General features: G+C 68.2%; 12 protein-coding genes and 1 tRNA gene. 10 read left to right on the top strand and 3 right to left on the bottom strand.

Annotated features, from left to right (window positions below):
- Positions 1-90 precede the first annotated feature (90 nt).
- Complete coding sequence (locus tag ACGFZA_RS34050; protein WP_393684261.1) at positions 91-1,767, bottom strand: lytic murein transglycosylase; 1,677 nt, start codon at positions 1,765-1,767, stop codon at positions 91-93.
- 186 nt (positions 1,768-1,953) lie between these two features.
- Here ACGFZA_RS34050 and ACGFZA_RS34045 point away from each other — a divergent pair, with 186 nt between their 5' ends.
- Positions 1,954-2,823 carry a DUF4184 family protein gene (locus ACGFZA_RS34045; protein ID WP_393684259.1) on the top strand — a complete coding sequence of 290 codons (870 nt, stop codon included), beginning with the start codon at positions 1,954-1,956 and terminating at the stop codon, positions 2,821-2,823.
- Between the two features lie 26 nt (positions 2,824-2,849).
- Here ACGFZA_RS34045 and polA read toward each other — a convergent pair whose 3' ends face one another.
- Positions 2,850-5,561, bottom strand: a complete 2,712-nt coding sequence (polA, locus tag ACGFZA_RS34040; protein ID WP_393684257.1) for a DNA polymerase I — start codon at positions 5,559-5,561, stop codon at positions 2,850-2,852.
- Between the two features lie 155 nt (positions 5,562-5,716).
- Between polA and ACGFZA_RS34035 the strand changes: the two genes are divergently transcribed.
- The 7 genes from ACGFZA_RS34035 (at position 5,717) to ACGFZA_RS34005 (ending at position 14,887) form a co-directional block, all read left to right on the top strand.
- Entirely contained in the window at positions 5,717-7,990 is a 2,274-nt protein-coding gene (locus tag ACGFZA_RS34035) for an FdhF/YdeP family oxidoreductase (protein WP_393684255.1), read from the top strand.
- A 109-nt stretch (positions 7,991-8,099) separates the two neighbouring features.
- Positions 8,100-8,570 (top strand): PaaI family thioesterase, encoded by a 471-nt coding sequence (locus ACGFZA_RS34030; protein WP_385282519.1) that lies wholly within the window; start codon positions 8,100-8,102, stop codon positions 8,568-8,570.
- 634 nt (positions 8,571-9,204) lie between these two features.
- Positions 9,205-10,416, top strand: a complete 1,212-nt coding sequence (locus tag ACGFZA_RS34025; protein WP_385282653.1) for a branched-chain amino acid ABC transporter substrate-binding protein — start codon at positions 9,205-9,207, stop codon at positions 10,414-10,416.
- 100 nt (positions 10,417-10,516) lie between these two features.
- Entirely contained in the window at positions 10,517-11,446 is a 930-nt protein-coding gene (locus ACGFZA_RS34020) for a branched-chain amino acid ABC transporter permease (protein ID WP_385282516.1), read from the top strand.
- 5 nt (positions 11,447-11,451) lie between these two features.
- Complete coding sequence (locus tag ACGFZA_RS34015) at positions 11,452-13,239, top strand: branched-chain amino acid ABC transporter permease (RefSeq protein WP_393684252.1); 1,788 nt, start codon at positions 11,452-11,454, stop codon at positions 13,237-13,239.
- 5 nt (positions 13,240-13,244) lie between these two features.
- Positions 13,245-14,174 (top strand): ABC transporter ATP-binding protein, encoded by a 930-nt coding sequence (locus ACGFZA_RS34010; protein WP_393684411.1) that lies wholly within the window; start codon positions 13,245-13,247, stop codon positions 14,172-14,174.
- A complete protein-coding gene (locus tag ACGFZA_RS34005) occupies positions 14,171-14,887 on the top strand; it encodes an ABC transporter ATP-binding protein (protein ID WP_326735622.1) in 717 nt (238 codons plus the stop codon). Before ACGFZA_RS34010 ends, ACGFZA_RS34005 begins: the two co-directional genes overlap by 4 nt.
- Positions 14,888-14,961: 74 nt before the next feature.
- Here the strand turns inward: ACGFZA_RS34005 and ACGFZA_RS34000 are convergent, their stop codons facing one another.
- Positions 14,962-15,618 (bottom strand): ANTAR domain-containing response regulator, encoded by a 657-nt coding sequence (locus tag ACGFZA_RS34000; RefSeq protein ID WP_385282511.1) that lies wholly within the window; start codon positions 15,616-15,618, stop codon positions 14,962-14,964.
- A 100-nt stretch (positions 15,619-15,718) separates the two neighbouring features.
- Here ACGFZA_RS34000 and ACGFZA_RS33995 point away from each other — a divergent pair.
- Both ACGFZA_RS33995 and ACGFZA_RS33990 read left to right on the top strand, forming a co-directional pair.
- Positions 15,719-15,791: transfer RNA gene (locus ACGFZA_RS33995), tRNA-Leu, on the top strand.
- 111 nt (positions 15,792-15,902) lie between these two features.
- Positions 15,903-16,682 carry a helix-turn-helix domain-containing protein gene (locus ACGFZA_RS33990; protein WP_393684249.1) on the top strand — a complete coding sequence of 260 codons (780 nt, stop codon included), beginning with the start codon at positions 15,903-15,905 and terminating at the stop codon, positions 16,680-16,682.
- Positions 16,683-16,687 lie beyond the last annotated feature (5 nt).

Here is a 16,687-nt window from a genome sequence, read left to right as displayed (position 1 = left end):
GGGCGCGAGATGAGAACACGTAGAACAGCCCCTTGGCCGGGTGCCGGCCAAGGGGCTGTCCGGGGCGTGGTGGGCCCGGGTGCGCGTGGGTCAGGCGGCGGGGGCCTCGACCGTGAGCTCGATGACGACGGTGGCGCCGCCCTCGGTGGTCAGGCGCAGCTTGTACGTGCCCGCGGCGCCGTCCGCGTAGATCTTCGGCAGGGTGAGCCTGCCGTCGGCGTCCGTGGTGAACACGAAGGTGCGCACCGGGTCGCCGTCGTCGTTCGTGAAGTACGGGCCCTTGTCGTTCTCGACCGGGTCGTCGCCGTCGGTGATCATGGTGGCGGTGACGGCGACGCGGTCGGCGGCCGCGCCCTTGTACGTGGCCTCGGCCGTGACGTCGGCGAACGTCTGGCCCGCCACGGCGGTCAGCTCCTCGGTGCCCGTCCTGGCGATGGCGTCGGCCTGCCGGGCGGTGACGGTCGCCGGGTAGCTGACGGCGGGCAGCGAGCTGCCGGTGGCCACCGCGCGCACGGTGAACTCGCCGGTCTTCTCACCCGCCGTCAGCACCGGCGCGGTGACCGTGCCGTCGGCCCCGGTGGCGAGGGTGACGGTGCTCTTCGCGCCGTCGAACGTGGCGTCCGTGTCACCGACGACGGTGAAGGTCACGGACACCTTGGCGAGCGGGGTGCCGAGGTTGCTCTTCGCCCGGACCTTGATCCGCTCCGCGAAGGCGTCGCCCGCCGTGGCGGTCAGCTCGCCGGTGCCCGCGTTCTGCACGGCCGCCAGGACCGGGGACGGCGTGGGCGTGGGCGTCGGGGTCGGCGTCGCCGGTGTGCTCGGATCGGTCGGCGTGGGGCTCGGCTTCGCCGGAGGCTTCGGCGTGGGTGTCGGGGTGGGCGTGGGCGACGGCGACGGCGTGCTGTGCGGGGTGCCGGAGCCGGTGTTGCGGTGCGTCCCCGTGCTGGTGTCGACCGGCAGCACGCCCGTACCGTCCGGCACCTCGTGGGTGCCGCGGTTGTAGTAGTCGAACCAGGTACGGACGGTACGCAGATACGCGTCCGAGTGGTTGTAGCTCAGGACCGCCCGGTCCAGGTCCGAGGCGAGCGACAGGTCCCGCGGGCCGGCGCAGAGGTAGAGCCCGGCCGAGAGCGCCGCGTCGTAGATGTTGTTGGGGTCCTTGCGGCCGTCGGCGTTGCCGTCCGTGCCCCAGGTCGCCCAGGTCGACGGGATGAACTGCATCGGGCCCACGGCCCGGTCGTGCGTCGAGTCATCGTCGTAGACACCGTTGTCGGTGTCCTTGATCAGGGCGAAGCCCCGGCCGTCGAGGGCCGGGCCGAGGATCGGCGAGAGCGTGGTGCCCTGCGCGTCGACGCGGCCGCCACCGGCCTGGCCCGACTCGACCTTGCCGATCGCGGCGAGGAGCTGCCACGGCAGCCGACAGGCGGCGTCCGTGCCCGCGATCGTCTGCTGCGCCTTCTTGTACGCCGCCAGGACCGAGGCCGGTATACCCGATTCCGCACTGCCCGTCACGGGCAGATTGACCGAGGTGCCCGGCTTGTTGGGCGTGTTCAGCGGCGGCAGGTCCGTGAAGTAGGGCGAGTCGCCCGACACTCCACCGTCACCCGAGGGCGTCGAACCGGCGGTCGGCTGGTTCGCGTGGTCGTCCTCGGACGCCGCCAGGGGCGAACCCGGGCCCTGCGAAGCGGTGAGTGCGGCCACAGCGGCAGCGGCCACGGCAGTCGTGGTCGCCCCTCTGCGCAGTCGGCGTCCGAATTGCGCTGCCATAACCTCTGGGCCCTCCCCCTCGTCGGCTGTCCGCGCTCCCCTGCGCCTGGACTCAGGCGACCCTACGGCAACTTGTGCCGCCCGAACACAGCGGCCGGACCGCTTCTTACCGGTTTCTCACCTTCCGTTCAGCAGGTTGTCCAGTGCGCGAAGAGTCCGTACCGGCGGCTCGCCCATACTTCCCCCATGCCGTTCACCCTCAGCCACGCCGCAGCCGTCCTCCCCGGCATCCGCCGCAACGGGACAGGGCGCGGACCGCTCCTCGCCTCGGCACTCGTCGCCGGCTCGTTCGCCCCCGACCTCACGTACTACGCGGACACGGCGATCCCGGGCGCCATGGAGTTCGGGCAGGTCACACACGCGTGGTGGGGTGTGTGCACGGTGGACGTCCTGATCACCGCGGCCACCGTGGCCCTGTGGCTGCTGCTGCGCGAACCCCTCGTCGCACTCCTGCCCGCCTCCTGGCAGGGACGCGTGCACACCTGGGTCCGCGGAGCCCGGCGCCCGCCGGAACAAGGACGCCGGGACCTGCGGGACGGTGCGTGGTTCGTCGTGTCGGCCGCCATCGGAGCCGGTACGCATGTCGTCTGGGACGCCTTCACCCACCACGACCGCTGGGGAGTGCGCCTGGTACCCGTGCTCGGGCGGAACACGGCCGGATACCCCGTGTTCCAACTGGTGCAGTACGGCACTTCGGCCCTGGCGCTCATCCTGCTCGCCCGGTTCACCGTGTCGGGCCTGCGCCGCATCGGGGCCCTGCCCGTACCCGCGTCCGTACCCGTCCTGGACCGGCGCGCACGGCGGTGGGCCGCGGCCTTCCTCGGACTGTGTGTCCTGCTCGGCACCGTGCACCGCTGCGCGCGCTGGTACGCGTACTTCGGGCACATCGGCACACCGCTCGACATCATTCCGACCGCCTGCTTCGGCGCGGGCGCCGGACTGGCCGTCGGACTCGTGCTGTACGGGGCGTGGATGCGGCTCCGGGACCGGGGCACCGGAACACCGGCGCTCCCCGCCGCCGGCCCGGCCCGCGACACGAGCCGGACCGGCGACTGAGGGACCACACCGTCCGCCCGTACGCGTCAGTGCGCGGCGGACTCCCAGTCCCCGCCGACCCCGACCGACACATCCAGCGGCGCCCGCAACTGCACCGCCGCCGCCATCTCGTGGCGCAGGATCTTCTCCACCCGCTCCCGCTCGCCCGTGGCGATCTCCAGCACGATTTCGTCATGCACCTGGAGCAGCATCCGCGACTTCAGCTCCGCCTCGGTCAGCGTCCGGTCGACGTGGAGCATGGCGACCTTGACGATGTCCGCGGCCGTGCCCTGGATCGGCGCGTTCAGCGCCATCCGCTCGGCCGTCTCACGCCGCTGCCGGTTGTCGCTGTTCAGATCCGGCAGATAACGGCGACGGCCGAAAATCGTCTCCGTGTAACCCGTGGCCCTGGCCTCCTCCACCACCCGGTGCAGATAGTCACGGACTCCGCCGAACCGCTCGAAGTACGTATCCATCAGGCCCCGGGCCTCGCCCGCCTCGATGTTCAGCTGCTGGGACAGGCCGAACGCGGACAGCCCGTACGCCAGCCCGTAACTCATCGCCTTGATCTTGCGCCGCATCTCCGGGTCGACCGCCGACTTCTCGACGCCGAACACCTGCGAGGCGACCGTGGTGTGCAGGTCCTCACCGGACGTGAACGCCTCGATCAGACCCGCGTCCTCGGAGAGATGGGCCATCACCCGCAGCTCGATCTGGCTGTAGTCCGCCGTCATCAGCGTCTCGAAACCCTCGCCGACGACGAAGCCCCGGCGAATCGCCCGGCCCTCGTCGGTACGGACGGGGATGTTCTGCAGATTCGGGTCCGTGGACGACAGCCGGCCCGTCGCCGCCACCGTCTGGTTGAACGTGGTGTGGATACGGCCGTCCGCCGCGATCGTCTTGACCAGGCCCTCCACCGTGACCCGCAGCTTCGCCTGCTCACGGTGACGCAGCATGATCACCGGCAGCTCGTGCTCGGTCTGCGCCGCCAGCCACGCCAGCGCGTCCGCGTCCGTCGTGTAACCGGTCTTCGTCTTCTTCGTCTTCGGCAGGCCCAGCTCACCGAAGAGGACCTCCTGGAGCTGCTTGGGCGAACCGAGGTTGAACTCACGGCCCACCGCCGCGTGCGCCTCCTTCACCGCCTGCTGCACCGCGCCCGCGAACTGCTGCTCCATACCCTCCAGATGGGACCGGTCCGCCGCGATGCCGTGCCGCTCCAGACGGGCCAGCAGGATCGACGTCGGCAGCTCCATGTCGTGCAGCAGCCCGGCCGCACCGACCTCCTTCAGCCGCGCCGTGAACGCGTCACCGAGGTCCAGGACCGCACGGGCCTGCGTCATCAGCGCATCGGCCTCGGCCTGGTCGTCCGCACCGAACGCCAGCTGCCCGTCGGACGACGACGCCGGAGCGAGCTCACGGCCCAGATACTCCACGGCCAGCGCGTCCAGCGCGAAGGACCGCCTCCCCGGCTTCACCAGATAGGCGGCCAGCGCGGTGTCCATCGAGACACCCTCCGTCCGCCAGCCGTGCTCCGGGAAGACCCGCATCACGCTCTTCGCGTTGTGCATGACCTTCGGCCGCCCCGCGTCCGCGATCCACGCCGCGAACGCCTGCTCGTCGGCCGCATCCAGCAGAGCCGGATCGAACCACGCCGCGGCACCGCCGGCCGCGGCCAGCGCGATCTCGGTGACCGTGCCACTGCCGAGCGCCCACGTGTCGACCGTGGCCACACCGAGCGGCTGCGCGCCGTGCTCGGCCAGCCACGGAGCGAGCTCACCCGCACCCAGCACCGAACCATCGATCTCGACACCCGCGGCCGGCGCCGGAGCCTCGTCCTCCGCCTTGCCCGGGTCCACCGCCAGCAGCCGCTCACGCAGGCTCGGATTGCGGATCTCCAGCACATCCAGCACCCCGGTGACCGCCGTACGGTCGTACGGAGCACGCTCCAGGTCGGACGGGGTCTTCGGCAGCTCCACATCGCGGACCATCTCGGTCAGCCGCCGGTTCAGCCGCACCGCGTCCAGGTGGTCACGGAAATTCTGCCCGGCCTTCCCCTTGACCTCCTCGGCCCGGTCCACCAGCTCGTCGAACGAACCGAACTGGTTGATCCACTTCGCGGCCGTCTTCTCACCCACCCCGGGGATGCCCGGAAGGTTGTCCGACGGGTCACCGCGCAGCGCCGCGAAGTCCGGGTACTGCTGCGGAGTGAGCCCGTACTTCTCCTCGACCTTCGCCGGAGTGAACCGCGTCAGCTCCGACACGCCCTTGGTCGGGTAGAGCACCGTCACGTTGTCCGTGATCAGCTGGAAGGAGTCCCGGTCGCCCGTGACGATCAGGACCTCGAAACCCGCCGCCTCCGCCTGGGTCGCCAGCGTCGCGATGACATCGTCCGCCTCGAAACCGTCGACCGCGAAACGGTCCGCGTGCATCGCGTCCAGCAGCTCACCGATCAGCTCGACCTGACCCTTGAACTCGTCCGGCGTCTTCGACCGGTTCGCCTTGTACTCCGGGAACTCCTGCGAACGCCACGTCTTGCGCGACACGTCGAACGCCACCGCGAAATGCGTCGGCGCCTCGTCACGCAACGTGTTCGCGAGCATCGACGCGAAGCCGTACACCGCGTTCGTCGGCTGCCCCGCCCCCGTCGTGAAATTCTCCGCAGGCAGCGCAAAGAACGCCCGGTACGCCAGGGAGTGCCCGTCCATCAGGAGCAGGCGCGGTCGGTTGTCTGCCGTCTTCTTCGATGCCGTCTCAGCCACACCCCGATCCTGCCACGTACCACTGACAATCCGGACCGCCGACCGCCCGTGGCCGCTCACCGGGCAGCCCGCCCGCACCACGTGCCAGGATCGAGGAGAAGCACACACACGCAGCGGACCGCACCAGGCCCGCAGCAGGCTCGAAGGGGAGCACGATGGCCACCAAGCCGCCCGCAGGAGACCCGGTCCAGGACGCACCCCAGGTCGAACCCGCCCAGCACGCCGCCGCCGGGCTGCCCGCCGTCGCCCACAGCCTGCGCATCGCCCAGCAGCAGATGGGCGTCCGCCGCACCGCGCAGACCCTCCTCAAGGTCAACCAGAAGGACGGCTTCGACTGCCCCGGCTGCGCCTGGCCCGAAGGCGACAAACGGCACACCGCCGAATTCTGCGAGAACGGCGCCAAAGCCGTCGCCGAAGAAGCCACGCTGCGCCGCGTCACCCCCGACTTCTTCGCCGCCCACCCCGTCGCCGACCTCGCCACCCGCAGCGGCTACTGGCTCGGCCAGCAGGGACGCATCACGCAACCCATGTACCTGCCCGAGGGCGCCGACCGGTACCAGGCCGTGACCTGGGAACGCGCCTTCGCCGTCATCGCCGAGGAGCTCGGCGCCCTCACCTCCCCCGACGAGGCGCTCTTCTACACCTCGGGACGCACCAGCAACGAGGCCGCCTTCCTCCTCCAGCTGTTCGCCCGCGAATTCGGCACCAACAACCTTCCCGACTGCTCCAACATGTGCCACGAGTCCTCCGGCTCGGCACTCACCGAGACCATCGGCGTCGGCAAGGGCTCCGTCTCCCTCGAAGACCTCCACCACGCCGACCTGATCATCGTCGCCGGACAGAACCCGGGCACCAACCACCCCCGGATGCTCTCCGCCCTGGAGAAGGCCAAGTCCGCCGGAGCGAAGATCATTTCGGTGAACCCGCTGCCCGAAGCCGGCCTCGAACGCTTCAAGAACCCCCAGACCCCCCTCGGCATGGTCAGGGGCGCCGCCCTCAACGACCTCTTCCTGCAGATCCGCATCGGCGGCGACCAGGCCCTCTTCCGACTCCTCAACAAGATGATCCTCGCGACCGAAGGAGCCGTCGACGAGACCTTCGTGGCCGAACACACCCACGGCTACCAGGAATTCGCCGCAGCCGCCGCGGAAGCCGACTGGGAGCAGACCCTCGCCGCGACCGGCCTGGAACGCTCCGCCATCGAAGAAGCCCTCACCATGGTCCTCGCGTCCCAACGCACCATCGTGTGCTGGGCCATGGGCCTCACCCAGCACAAACACTCCGTGCCGACCATCCGCGAAGTCGTCAACTTCCTCCTCCTGCGCGGCAACATCGGCCGGCCCGGCGCCGGAGTCTGCCCCGTACGCGGCCACTCCAACGTCCAGGGCGACCGCACCATGGGCATCTTCGAAAGGCCGTCGACAGCCTTCCTCGACGCCCTCGACAAGGAGTTCTCCATCACCTCACCGCGCCACCACGGCTACGACGTGGTCCGCTCCATCGAGGCCCTGCGCGACGGCGACGCCAAGGTCTTCTTCGCCATGGGCGGCAACTTCGTCGCCGCCACCCCCGACACCGACGTCACCGAGGCCGCGATGCGCACCGCACGCCTCACCGTCCACGTCTCCACCAAACTCAACCGCTCCCACGCCGTCACCGGCACCCGGGCCCTCATCCTGCCCACCCTCGGCCGTACCGACAAGGACATCCAGGCCGGCGGCAAACAGTTCGTCACCGTCGAGGACTCCATGAGCATGGTCCACGCCTCCCGCGGCAACCTCACCCCCGCAAGCCCCCACCTGCTCTCCGAACCCGCCATCGTCGCCCGCCTCGCCCGCGCCGTACTCGGCCCCGCCTCCACCACGCCCTGGGAAGAGTTCGAGAAGGACTACGCCACCATCCGCGACCGCATCTCCCGCGTCGTCCCCGGCTTCGAGAACTTCAACCAACGCGTCGCCCACCCCGGCGGGTTCACCCTCCCCCACGCCCCCCGCGACTCCCGCCGCTTCCCCACCGCCACCGGCCGGGCCAACTTCACCGCCGCCCCCGTCGAGTTCCCCGAACTCCCCGAAGGCCGGCTCCTGTTGCAGACCCTGCGCTCCCACGACCAGTACAACACCACCATCTACGGCCTCGACGACCGCTACCGCGGCATCAAGGGCGGCCGCCGCGTCGTCCTCGTCAACCCGGACGACGCCGCCGCCCTGGGCCTCGCCGACGGCGCCTACGCCGACCTCGTCGGCGAATGGAAGGACGGGGTGGAACGGCGCGCCCCCGGCTTCCGCGTCGTCCACTACCCCACCGCCCGCGGCTGCGCCGCCGCCTACTACCCCGAGACCAATGTGCTCGTCCCCCTCGGCTCCACCGCCGACACCAGCAACACCCCCGCCAGCAAATCCGTCGTGGTGCGCTTCGAGAACCTGCGCTGACTCCCCCGGGCGGGCGCCACTAAGCGCCCGCTCAGCCGTCTGATAAGAACAGTGCACACAACCACGTGCACTCAGCAGCGAACCACCGCAGACGAACGGAGCCGGACCCATGGGCGAGCACACCACACCCCAGTTCCCCCAGGAGATCATCGACGAGTACGCCGCCCTCGGCGTCGACCTGCCCGCCCTCTTCTCCGCAGGCCACCTCGGCGAACGCATGGGCGTCACGATCACCGAAGCCTCCGCGGACCGCGTCGTCGGCACCATGCCCGTCGAAGGAAACACCCAGCCCTACGGACTCCTGCACGGCGGCGCCTCCGCCGTCCTCGCCGAGACCCTCGGCTCCGTCGGCTCCATGCTCCACGGCGGAGCCACCAAGATCGCCGTCGGCGTCGACCTCAACTGCACCCATCACCGAGGGGCACGAAGCGGCCTCGTCACCGGCGTCGCCACCCCCGTACACCGCGGCCGCACCACCGCCACCTACGAGATCGTCATCACCGACGAACAGGACAAGCGCGTCTGCACCGCCCGCCTCACCTGCCTCCTCCGCGACACCCCCGGAGCCGAAGCCTCCTGACCACACACCACCCCGCACCACCCCTGCCCGGCCGGAACCCCAACCCGGCCGGGCAGTCCCATACCCGGACACAACCACCCCACCACACAACGGACTTGCACCACACACGCAGCCAACCCCCTTGACCACCAACCCCCTTCCATGGCCCACTCATCAGCCACACCGCCTGCGCTCCCACCACACCGCGTCGACCACACCACCCCGGATGTAACACTGCGTAACACACGCGCAATGTGCACCCGCCCCGCACCACACCCAGAACCCGGCCCCGCAGGCACCGGGCACTCAGCGACGCCCTCCCCCACCCCCACCACGCGACAGCACCAAGATCACCCCAAGCCCCTTAACAGAGCTGCGCGTTCTCAGCATGCGGTCACTTCACCGTCCGGTAAAAAGCCGTACATGTCCACACAGCCACCTCAAGCCTTGCTCAAGGGCATAACAAGACAGTCACATCCTGCTCCACCCCCATCCCCGACCCCCTTCCCTGCCCTTAGAGTCACCGCCAGTCACCGCGCCGCCGGGCGCGTCTGCAGCACGGCCCTGTACCAATCAGTACGGCCCGGCGAACGACACGGCACCTCAAGCAGAGGAGGCCGCGCCAGGGAAAGGACTTTTCGTGCGACACCGTTCTTTGCTCATCCTCACCACAGTGCTCACCACAGGAGCACTGACACTCACCGCCTGCGGGTCGCGCGACGACGACAAGAAGGACAGCGGCAGCGGCGGCACACAGACCGTCGTCATCGGCGTCGACGCCCCGCTGACCGGTGACCTCTCCGCCCTCGGCCTCGGCATCAAGAACTCCGCCGACCTCGCCGCCAAAACGGCGAACAAGGAGAAGACGGTCCCGGGCATCACCTTCGAGGTCCAGCCCCTCGACGACCAGGCCCAGCCCTCCGTCGGCCAGCAGAACGCCACCAAGTTCATCGACAACAAAAAGGTCCTCGGCGTCGTCGGACCGCTGAACTCCGGCGTCTCCCAGTCGATGCAGAAGCCCCTCAACGACGCCGGCCTCACCCAGATCTCCCCCGCCAACACGGGCACCGAGCTCACCCAGGGCGACAACTGGAAGACCGGCGACAAGAAGCGCCCCTTCAAGACCTACTTCCGCACCGCCACCACGGACCAGATCCAGGGCGCCTTCGCCGCGAAGTACCTCTACAACAACGCGAAGATCAAGCAGGTCTACCTCATCGACGACCAGAAGCCCTACGGCGCCGGTCTCGCAGCCTCCTTCAAGGCGACCTTCACCGGCCTCGGCGGAAAGATCGCCGGATCCGACCACGTCAACCCCGACGACCGCGACTTCAACGCCGTCGTCACCAAGGTCAAGAAGTCCGGCGCCAAGGCCGTCTACTACGGCGGCGAATACCCCGCCGGCGCACCCCTGAGCCAGCAGCTCAAGGACAGCGTCCAGATCCCCCTCATGGGCGGCGACGGCATGTACAGCGCCGACTTCATCAAGCTCAACAAGAAGGCCCAGGGCGACATCGCCACCTCCGTCGGCAAGCCCGTCGAAGAACTCGACTCCGCCAAGGCCTTCATCGCGAACTACAAGACCGCCGGATACAAGGACGCCTACGAGGCCTACGGCGGCGGCACCTACGACGCCACCTGGGCCATCATCGAGGCCGTCAAGGCCGTCGTCGCAGCCAACGACGGCAAGCTCCCCGACGACGCCCGCGCCAAGGTCCTCGACGCCGTCGGCAAGGTCAGCTTCGAAGGCGTCACCGGCCCCGTCTCCTTCGACGAATACGGCGACACCACCAACACCATGATGACCGCCTACCAGGTCGACGGCGGCAAGTGGGCCTCCAAGCTCAGCGAGGCCTACAAGCCGTAACCAGCTCCCGGTCACTCCCTGACTGACACCAGACCGCGCGGGAGCGCTACGAGCGCTCCCGCGCGGTGCCATATCCGAACCACTCCACGGAGGCCCTGCGGTGCACGAACTGCCGCAACAGCTGGCCAATGGACTCATCCTCGGCGCGATGTACGGACTCATCGCGATCGGCTACACGATGGTCTACGGAATCATCCAGCTCATCAACTTCGCCCACGGCGAGATCTTCATGATCGGAGGCTTCGGAGCTCTCACCGTGTACCTCTGGATGCCGGCCGGCTCCAACCTCCTCGCGATCGTCCCACTCATGATCATCGGCGGCGTCATATGCTCCGTCGCCGTCAGCGTCGCCGCCGAACGCTTCGCGTACCGGCCCCTGCGCACCGCACCCCGACTCGCGCCGCTCATCACCGCGATCGGACTCTCCCTCGCACTCCAGCAGGCCATCTGGAAGTGGTACCCCAACGCCACCAAGGACCGCCCCTTCCCCCAGTTCAAGGGGGAGGCATTCGACGTCTTCGGCGCCCACATCCAACGCGGTGACCTCTTCGTCCTCATCGCCGCCCCCGTCTGCATGATCGCCCTCGGCCTCTTCGTCTCCAAGACCCGCTCCGGCCGCGGCATGCAGGCAACCAGCCAGGACCCCGACACCGCCAAGCTCATGGGCATCAACACCGACCGCATCATCGTCATGGCCTTCGCCATCGGTGCCGCGTTCGCAGCCGTCGCCGCCGTCGCCTACGGGCTCAAGAACGGCCAGATCGGCTTCAAAATGGGCTTCATCATGGGCCTCAAAGCCTTCACCGCAGCCGTACTCGGCGGCATCGGCAACATCTACGGCGCCATGCTCGGCGGAGTCGTACTCGGCGTCGCCGAATCCCTCGCCACCGGCTACATGAGCGACGTCCCCGGCATGGACCTCTTCGGCGGCGGCGCCTGGAAGGACGTATGGGCCTTCGTCCTCCTCATCGTCGTCCTGCTGCTCCGGCCACAAGGCCTGCTCGGCGAACGCGTCGCGGACAGGGCGTGATACGGATGACCACCCAGAAGGCACTCATCCCGCTGCCCGCCCCCGCCGCCCGGATCGCCACCGCGGCAGGCGCGGCCGTCGCCCTCGCCGGCACCTTCCTCCCCTGGACCTGGACCTCCGAATTCCCCGGCGACCTCACCGTCACCGGCTACCCCGGCGGCCTCCAGATCCTCACCCTCACCGCCGCGATCCTCACCCTCCTCTTCACCCTCTGCGGATACGGCATCCGAGGCCTGCGCTGGCTCACCCCCGGCGGCACCAACAGCCCCGTACGCCTCCTCGCCCTCGCCACCCTCGGCACCACCGGCTACACCATCGGTGCCATCGCCTACGAACTCGGCGGCGTGGTCAACCTCGAACCCGGAGCCTGGGTCAGCGGCATCGGCGCACTCATCGCCTTCGTCGCCGCCCTCGGACTCCCCAGCGACGAACCACTCCCCACCACCGGCCCCCCGGCGGGCGCCTGGCAACGCTTCCGCAACAGCCTCGCCGCACCCTCCGCGGGACGCGCCAAGCCCCTCCCCGCCTGGGCCGAAATCCTCATCATCGCCGCCTCCTTCGGCGCCGCGCTGTACTTCTTCACCTACGGGATCGACATCCCCACCGAAGAATCCGAACAGTTCATCGGCTTCCTCATCACCGCGGGCTTCACCTTCACCGCACTCACCCGGGCCGGCCTCATCGCCCGCATCACCGCGCTGACCACGAAGCACCGCAACGTCACCCTCACCGCAGCCCTGGTCGCAGCCTTCTGCTTCCCCTTCACCCAGGACACCGCGGAGTACGCCCTCATCGGCGCGAACATCCTCATCTTCGCCACCGTCGCACTCGGCCTCAACGTCGTCGTCGGCCTCGCAGGCCTCCTCGACCTCGGCTACGTCGCCTTCCTCGGCGTCGGCGCCTACACCGCCGCTCTCGTCTCGGGCGCACCCCTCTCCGCCATCGGCGTCCACTTCCCCTTCTGGGCCGCCGTCCTCACCGGAGCCGCAGTCTCACTGATCTTCGGCGTCCTCATCGGCGCCCCCACCCTGCGACTGCGCGGCGACTACCTCGCCATCGTCACCCTCGGCTTCGGAGAGATCTTCCGCGTCACCGTCAACAACCTCAACGGCAACAGCGGACCCGACCTCACCAACGGCTCCCAGGGCATCCCGAGCATCCCCGACCTCAACCTCTTCGGGATCGACTTCGGACTCAGCCACGACATCGGCCCCTTCACCCTCAGCCGACCGGCCAACTACTACCTGATGATGCTCGTCGTCACCGCAGTAGTCGTCCTCGTCTTCCGCCGCTCCGGAGACTCCCGCATCGGCCGCGCCTGGGTCGCCATCCGCGAAGACGAAACCGCAGCCACCGCCATGGGCATCAACGCCTTCCGGCTCAAACTGCTCGCCTTCGCCCTCGGCGCCACCCTCGCCGGACTCGCCGGCACCGTTCAGGCACACGTCAACTACACCGTCACACCCGAGCAGTACCAGTTCGCCGGCTCCGTACCCCCGAACTCCGCCTTCCTCCTCGCCGCCGTCATCCTCGGCGGCATGGGAACCCTCAGCGGACCCTTCGTCGGCGCAGCACTGCTCTACCTCATCCCGGCCAAACTGCAGTTCATGCAGGACTACCAGCTCTTCCTCTTCGGCGTCGCACTCATCCTCCTGATGCGCTTCCGCCCTGAAGGCCTGGTCGCCGACCGCCGGAAACAACTCGAATTCCACGAGAACGACGAAACCATCGCCGTACCCGAACCACGGCAGCCCGAAGAAGCCGACGCCGGCATCACCAAGGCGGGGGCGTGAACACCATGACCACCACCACGAACACCACGACCACCGTCCTCGACGCCAGCGGCGTCACCATGCGCTTCGGCGGACTCACCGCCGTACGCAACGTCGACCTCACCGTCAACGCGGGCGAAATCGTCGGACTCATCGGCCCCAACGGCGCCGGCAAAACCACCTTCTTCAACTGCCTCACCGGCCTCTACGTCCCCACCGAGGGCAAGGTCAGCTACAAAGGCACCGTCCTGCCACCCAAGCCCCACCTCGTCACCAAGGCAGGCATCGCCCGCACCTTCCAGAACATCAGGCTCTTCGCCAACATGACCGTCCTGGAAAACGTCCTCGTCGGACGCCACACCAGAACCAAAGAAGGCCTCTGGTCCGCACTCCTGCGCCTCCCCGGCTTCACCAAAGCCGAACAGGCCAGCCACGAACGCGCCATGGAACTCCTGGAGTTCATCGGCCTCCAGGACAAGGCCGACCACCTCGCGCGCAACCTCCCCTACGGAGACCAGCGCAAGCTGGAAATCGCCCGCGCCCTCGCCAGCGACCCCGGACTCCTCCTCCTCGACGAGCCCACAGCCGGCATGAACCCCCAGGAAACCCGCGTCACCGAAGAACTCATCTTCGCCATCCGGGACCAAGGCATCGCCGTCCTCGTCATCGAGCACGACATGCGCTTCATCTTCAACCTCAGCGACCGCGTCGCCTGCCTCGTCCAAGGCGAAAAACTCGTCGAAGGCACCGCCGAAGTCGTCCAGAGCGACGAACGCGTCATCGCCGCCTACCTCGGCACACCCTTCGAAGGCGCCCCCGGCGCCGACGAGGTCGCCGAAGTCGAAGCGGCAGAAGCCGAAGCGGTCGCCGGCACCAGCACCAGCACCAGCACCAGCACCAGCACCAGCACCAGCACCAAGGACACCACCACCACCGAGGAGGAGGACACCCGATGACCGCACTGCTCGAGGTCGAGGACCTCCGCGTCGCCTACGGCAAGATCGAAGCCGTCAAAGGCATCTCCTTCAGCGTCGACGCCGGCCAGGTGGTCACCCTCATCGGCACCAACGGCGCCGGCAAAACCACCACCCTGCGCACCCTCTCCGGACTGCTCAAGCCCATCGGCGGACGCATCCTCTTCGAGGGCAAACCACTCACCAACATCCCCGCACACAAGATCGTCGCACTGGGCCTCGCCCACTCCCCCGAGGGCCGCCACATCTTCCCCCGGCTGACGATCACCGAGAACCTCCTCCTCGGCGCCTACCTCCGCAACGACAAGGCAGGCATCGAGAAGGACATCCAGCGCGCCTACGACCTCTTCCCCATCCTCGGGGAACGCCGGAAACAGGCCGCCGGAACCCTCTCGGGCGGCGAACAGCAGATGCTCGCCATGGGACGCGCCCTCATGTCCCAGCCCAAACTGCTCATGCTCGACGAGCCCTCCATGGGCCTCTCCCCGATCATGATGCAGAAGATCATGGAGACCATCGTCGAGCTCAAGGCCTCGGGCACCACCATCCTGCTCGTCGAGCAGAACGCCCAGGCCGCCCTCTCCCTCGCGGACCAGGGCCACGTCATGGAGATCGGCAAGATCGTCCTCTCCGGCACCGGAGCGGACCTCCTCCACGACGAGTCCGTCCGCAAGGCGTACCTCGGCGAGGACTGACCTCACCCACGGAGAAGGCCCGCGCCCCGGATGTCCGGGACGCGGGCCTTCCTCGTGTACGAGTACGTCTGCGGCTACTCGGCCGCGCGCTTCTTCTCCTCGGCGTCCTCGATCAGCGCCTCCGCCAGCTGCTGCATCGACAGCCGCCGGTCCATCGACGTCTTCTGGATCCACCGGAACGCGGCGGGCTCCGAGAGCCCGTAATCCGTCTGCAGGATGCTCTTGGCCCGGTCCACGAGCTTCCGGGTCTCCAGCCGCTGCGACAGGTCCGCGACCTCGCCCTCCAGCGCCTTCAGCTCCGCGAACCGCGACACCGCCATCTCGATGGCCGGCACCACGTCGCTCTTGCTGAACGGCTTCACGAGGTACGCCATCGCCCCGGCGTCCCGGGCCCGCTCCACGAGGTCGCGCTGCGAGAACGCGGTGAGCATGAGGACGGGTGCGATGGACTCCTCGGCGATCTTCTCGGCGGCGGAGATCCCGTCGAGGACCGGCATCTTCACGTCGAGGATCACCAGGTCCGGCTTGTGCTCCCGGGCCAGCTCGACGGCCTGCTGCCCGTCTCCGGCCTCGCCGACGACCGAGTACCCCTCTTCTTCGAGCATCTCTTTGAGGTCGAGGCGGATCAGCGCCTCGTCCTCGGCGATGACGACGCGGGTCGTCAGCGGCGGGACGTGCGACTTGTCGTCGTCGGCGGCGTCTACGGGCTGGGGCGACTCGGGGGTGGTCACGGGGCTCCTTGGTCAAGACAGGGGTGCTGCTCCCAAGAGCCTACCTAGTTACGGTATGTTTGAGGCACGGAGGGGCTCACGCATCCTTCGTTTCGAAGGGGCCCCGGTAGCCCAGCGGTAGAGGCCATGGATTCAAAACCCATCCAGCGTCGGTTCGAATCCGACTCGGGGCACTTCTCCTTCGATTCCAAGGTCTATGCACGTTTTGACGATCTTCACCCTTGCTGATGAACGCACCCGTTTGATGGGCACGCGCCGGCGAGAGTCGCACAAGACTTCAGTGCATGGAACAGCACAATCTGTCGATACGTGACGAAGCTCTTGCCCTCTTGAGGAGCGGCAGTACAAATCGAGCGGTTGCAGAGCTCCTCAATGTTCCTCGCGGAACAGTCGGGTGGTGGTTGCATGAGGACCGCAAGCTGCGCGGAGTTCACTACGTGCAGCCGACAGACTGCCCGATCTGCACCGGGCGCGACTTCGATCGCGGCGCCTACGCCTACTTACTGGGCCTCTATCTGGGCGACGGCCACATCATCTCCAAGCCGAAGCAACATCACCTGTCGATCTTCTGCGGCGAGGCATACCCGGGCCTGATCGATGAAGCCGAATGGGCAATCCTCCAGGTAATGCCTATGCCACGCACGGGCAGGCGCCACAAAAGCGGCTGTATCGAGATCAAGTCCTACACCAAGCACTGGACGTGCCTCATCCCGCAACACGGCCCCGGCAAGAAGCACGATCGCCTCATCACCCTCGAGTCCTGGCAGCAGGAGATCGTCGACGCCCACCCCTGGGACTTCATCCGCGGCCTGATCCATTCCGACGGTTGTCGGAACATCAACTGGACCACCCGGGTCGTCGGCGGCGTAAAGAAGCGGTACGAGTATCCGCGGTACTGGTTCACCAACGTCTCGGACGACATCCGCAGGCTCTACACGGACACTCTCGACAAGCTCGGCATCGAATGGACGCACTGCACCCGCGCGGGCAAGGAGTACAACATCTCCGTAGCCCGACGGGCATCCGTAGCGCTCATGGACGCACACGTCGGGCCGAAATACTGAGCGCG

Source organism: Streptomyces sp. NPDC048211, assembly GCF_043202315.1.
Lineage (GTDB): Bacteria > Actinomycetota > Actinomycetes > Streptomycetales > Streptomycetaceae > Streptomyces.
Note: the sequence above shows the minus strand (reverse complement) of the source record. Positions and strands in the feature narration are given on the sequence as shown.

Coding starts and splice junctions, on each gene's coding strand:
- ACGFZA_RS34015 (WP_393684252.1), top strand. CDS start 11,452: ATGACCACCCAGAAGGCACTCATCCCGCTGCCCGCCCCCGCCGCCCGG.
- ACGFZA_RS34045 (WP_393684259.1), top strand. CDS start 1,954: ATGCCGTTCACCCTCAGCCACGCCGCAGCCGTCCTCCCCGGCATCCGC.
- ACGFZA_RS33990 (WP_393684249.1), top strand. CDS start 15,903: ATGGAACAGCACAATCTGTCGATACGTGACGAAGCTCTTGCCCTCTTG.
- ACGFZA_RS34035 (WP_393684255.1), top strand. CDS start 5,717: ATGGCCACCAAGCCGCCCGCAGGAGACCCGGTCCAGGACGCACCCCAG.
- ACGFZA_RS34010 (WP_393684411.1), top strand. CDS start 13,245: ATGACCACCACCACGAACACCACGACCACCGTCCTCGACGCCAGCGGC.
- ACGFZA_RS34005 (WP_326735622.1), top strand. CDS start 14,171: ATGACCGCACTGCTCGAGGTCGAGGACCTCCGCGTCGCCTACGGCAAG.
- ACGFZA_RS34050 (WP_393684261.1), bottom strand. CDS start 1,767: ATGGCAGCGCAATTCGGACGCCGACTGCGCAGAGGGGCGACCACGACT.
- ACGFZA_RS34030 (WP_385282519.1), top strand. CDS start 8,100: ATGGGCGAGCACACCACACCCCAGTTCCCCCAGGAGATCATCGACGAG.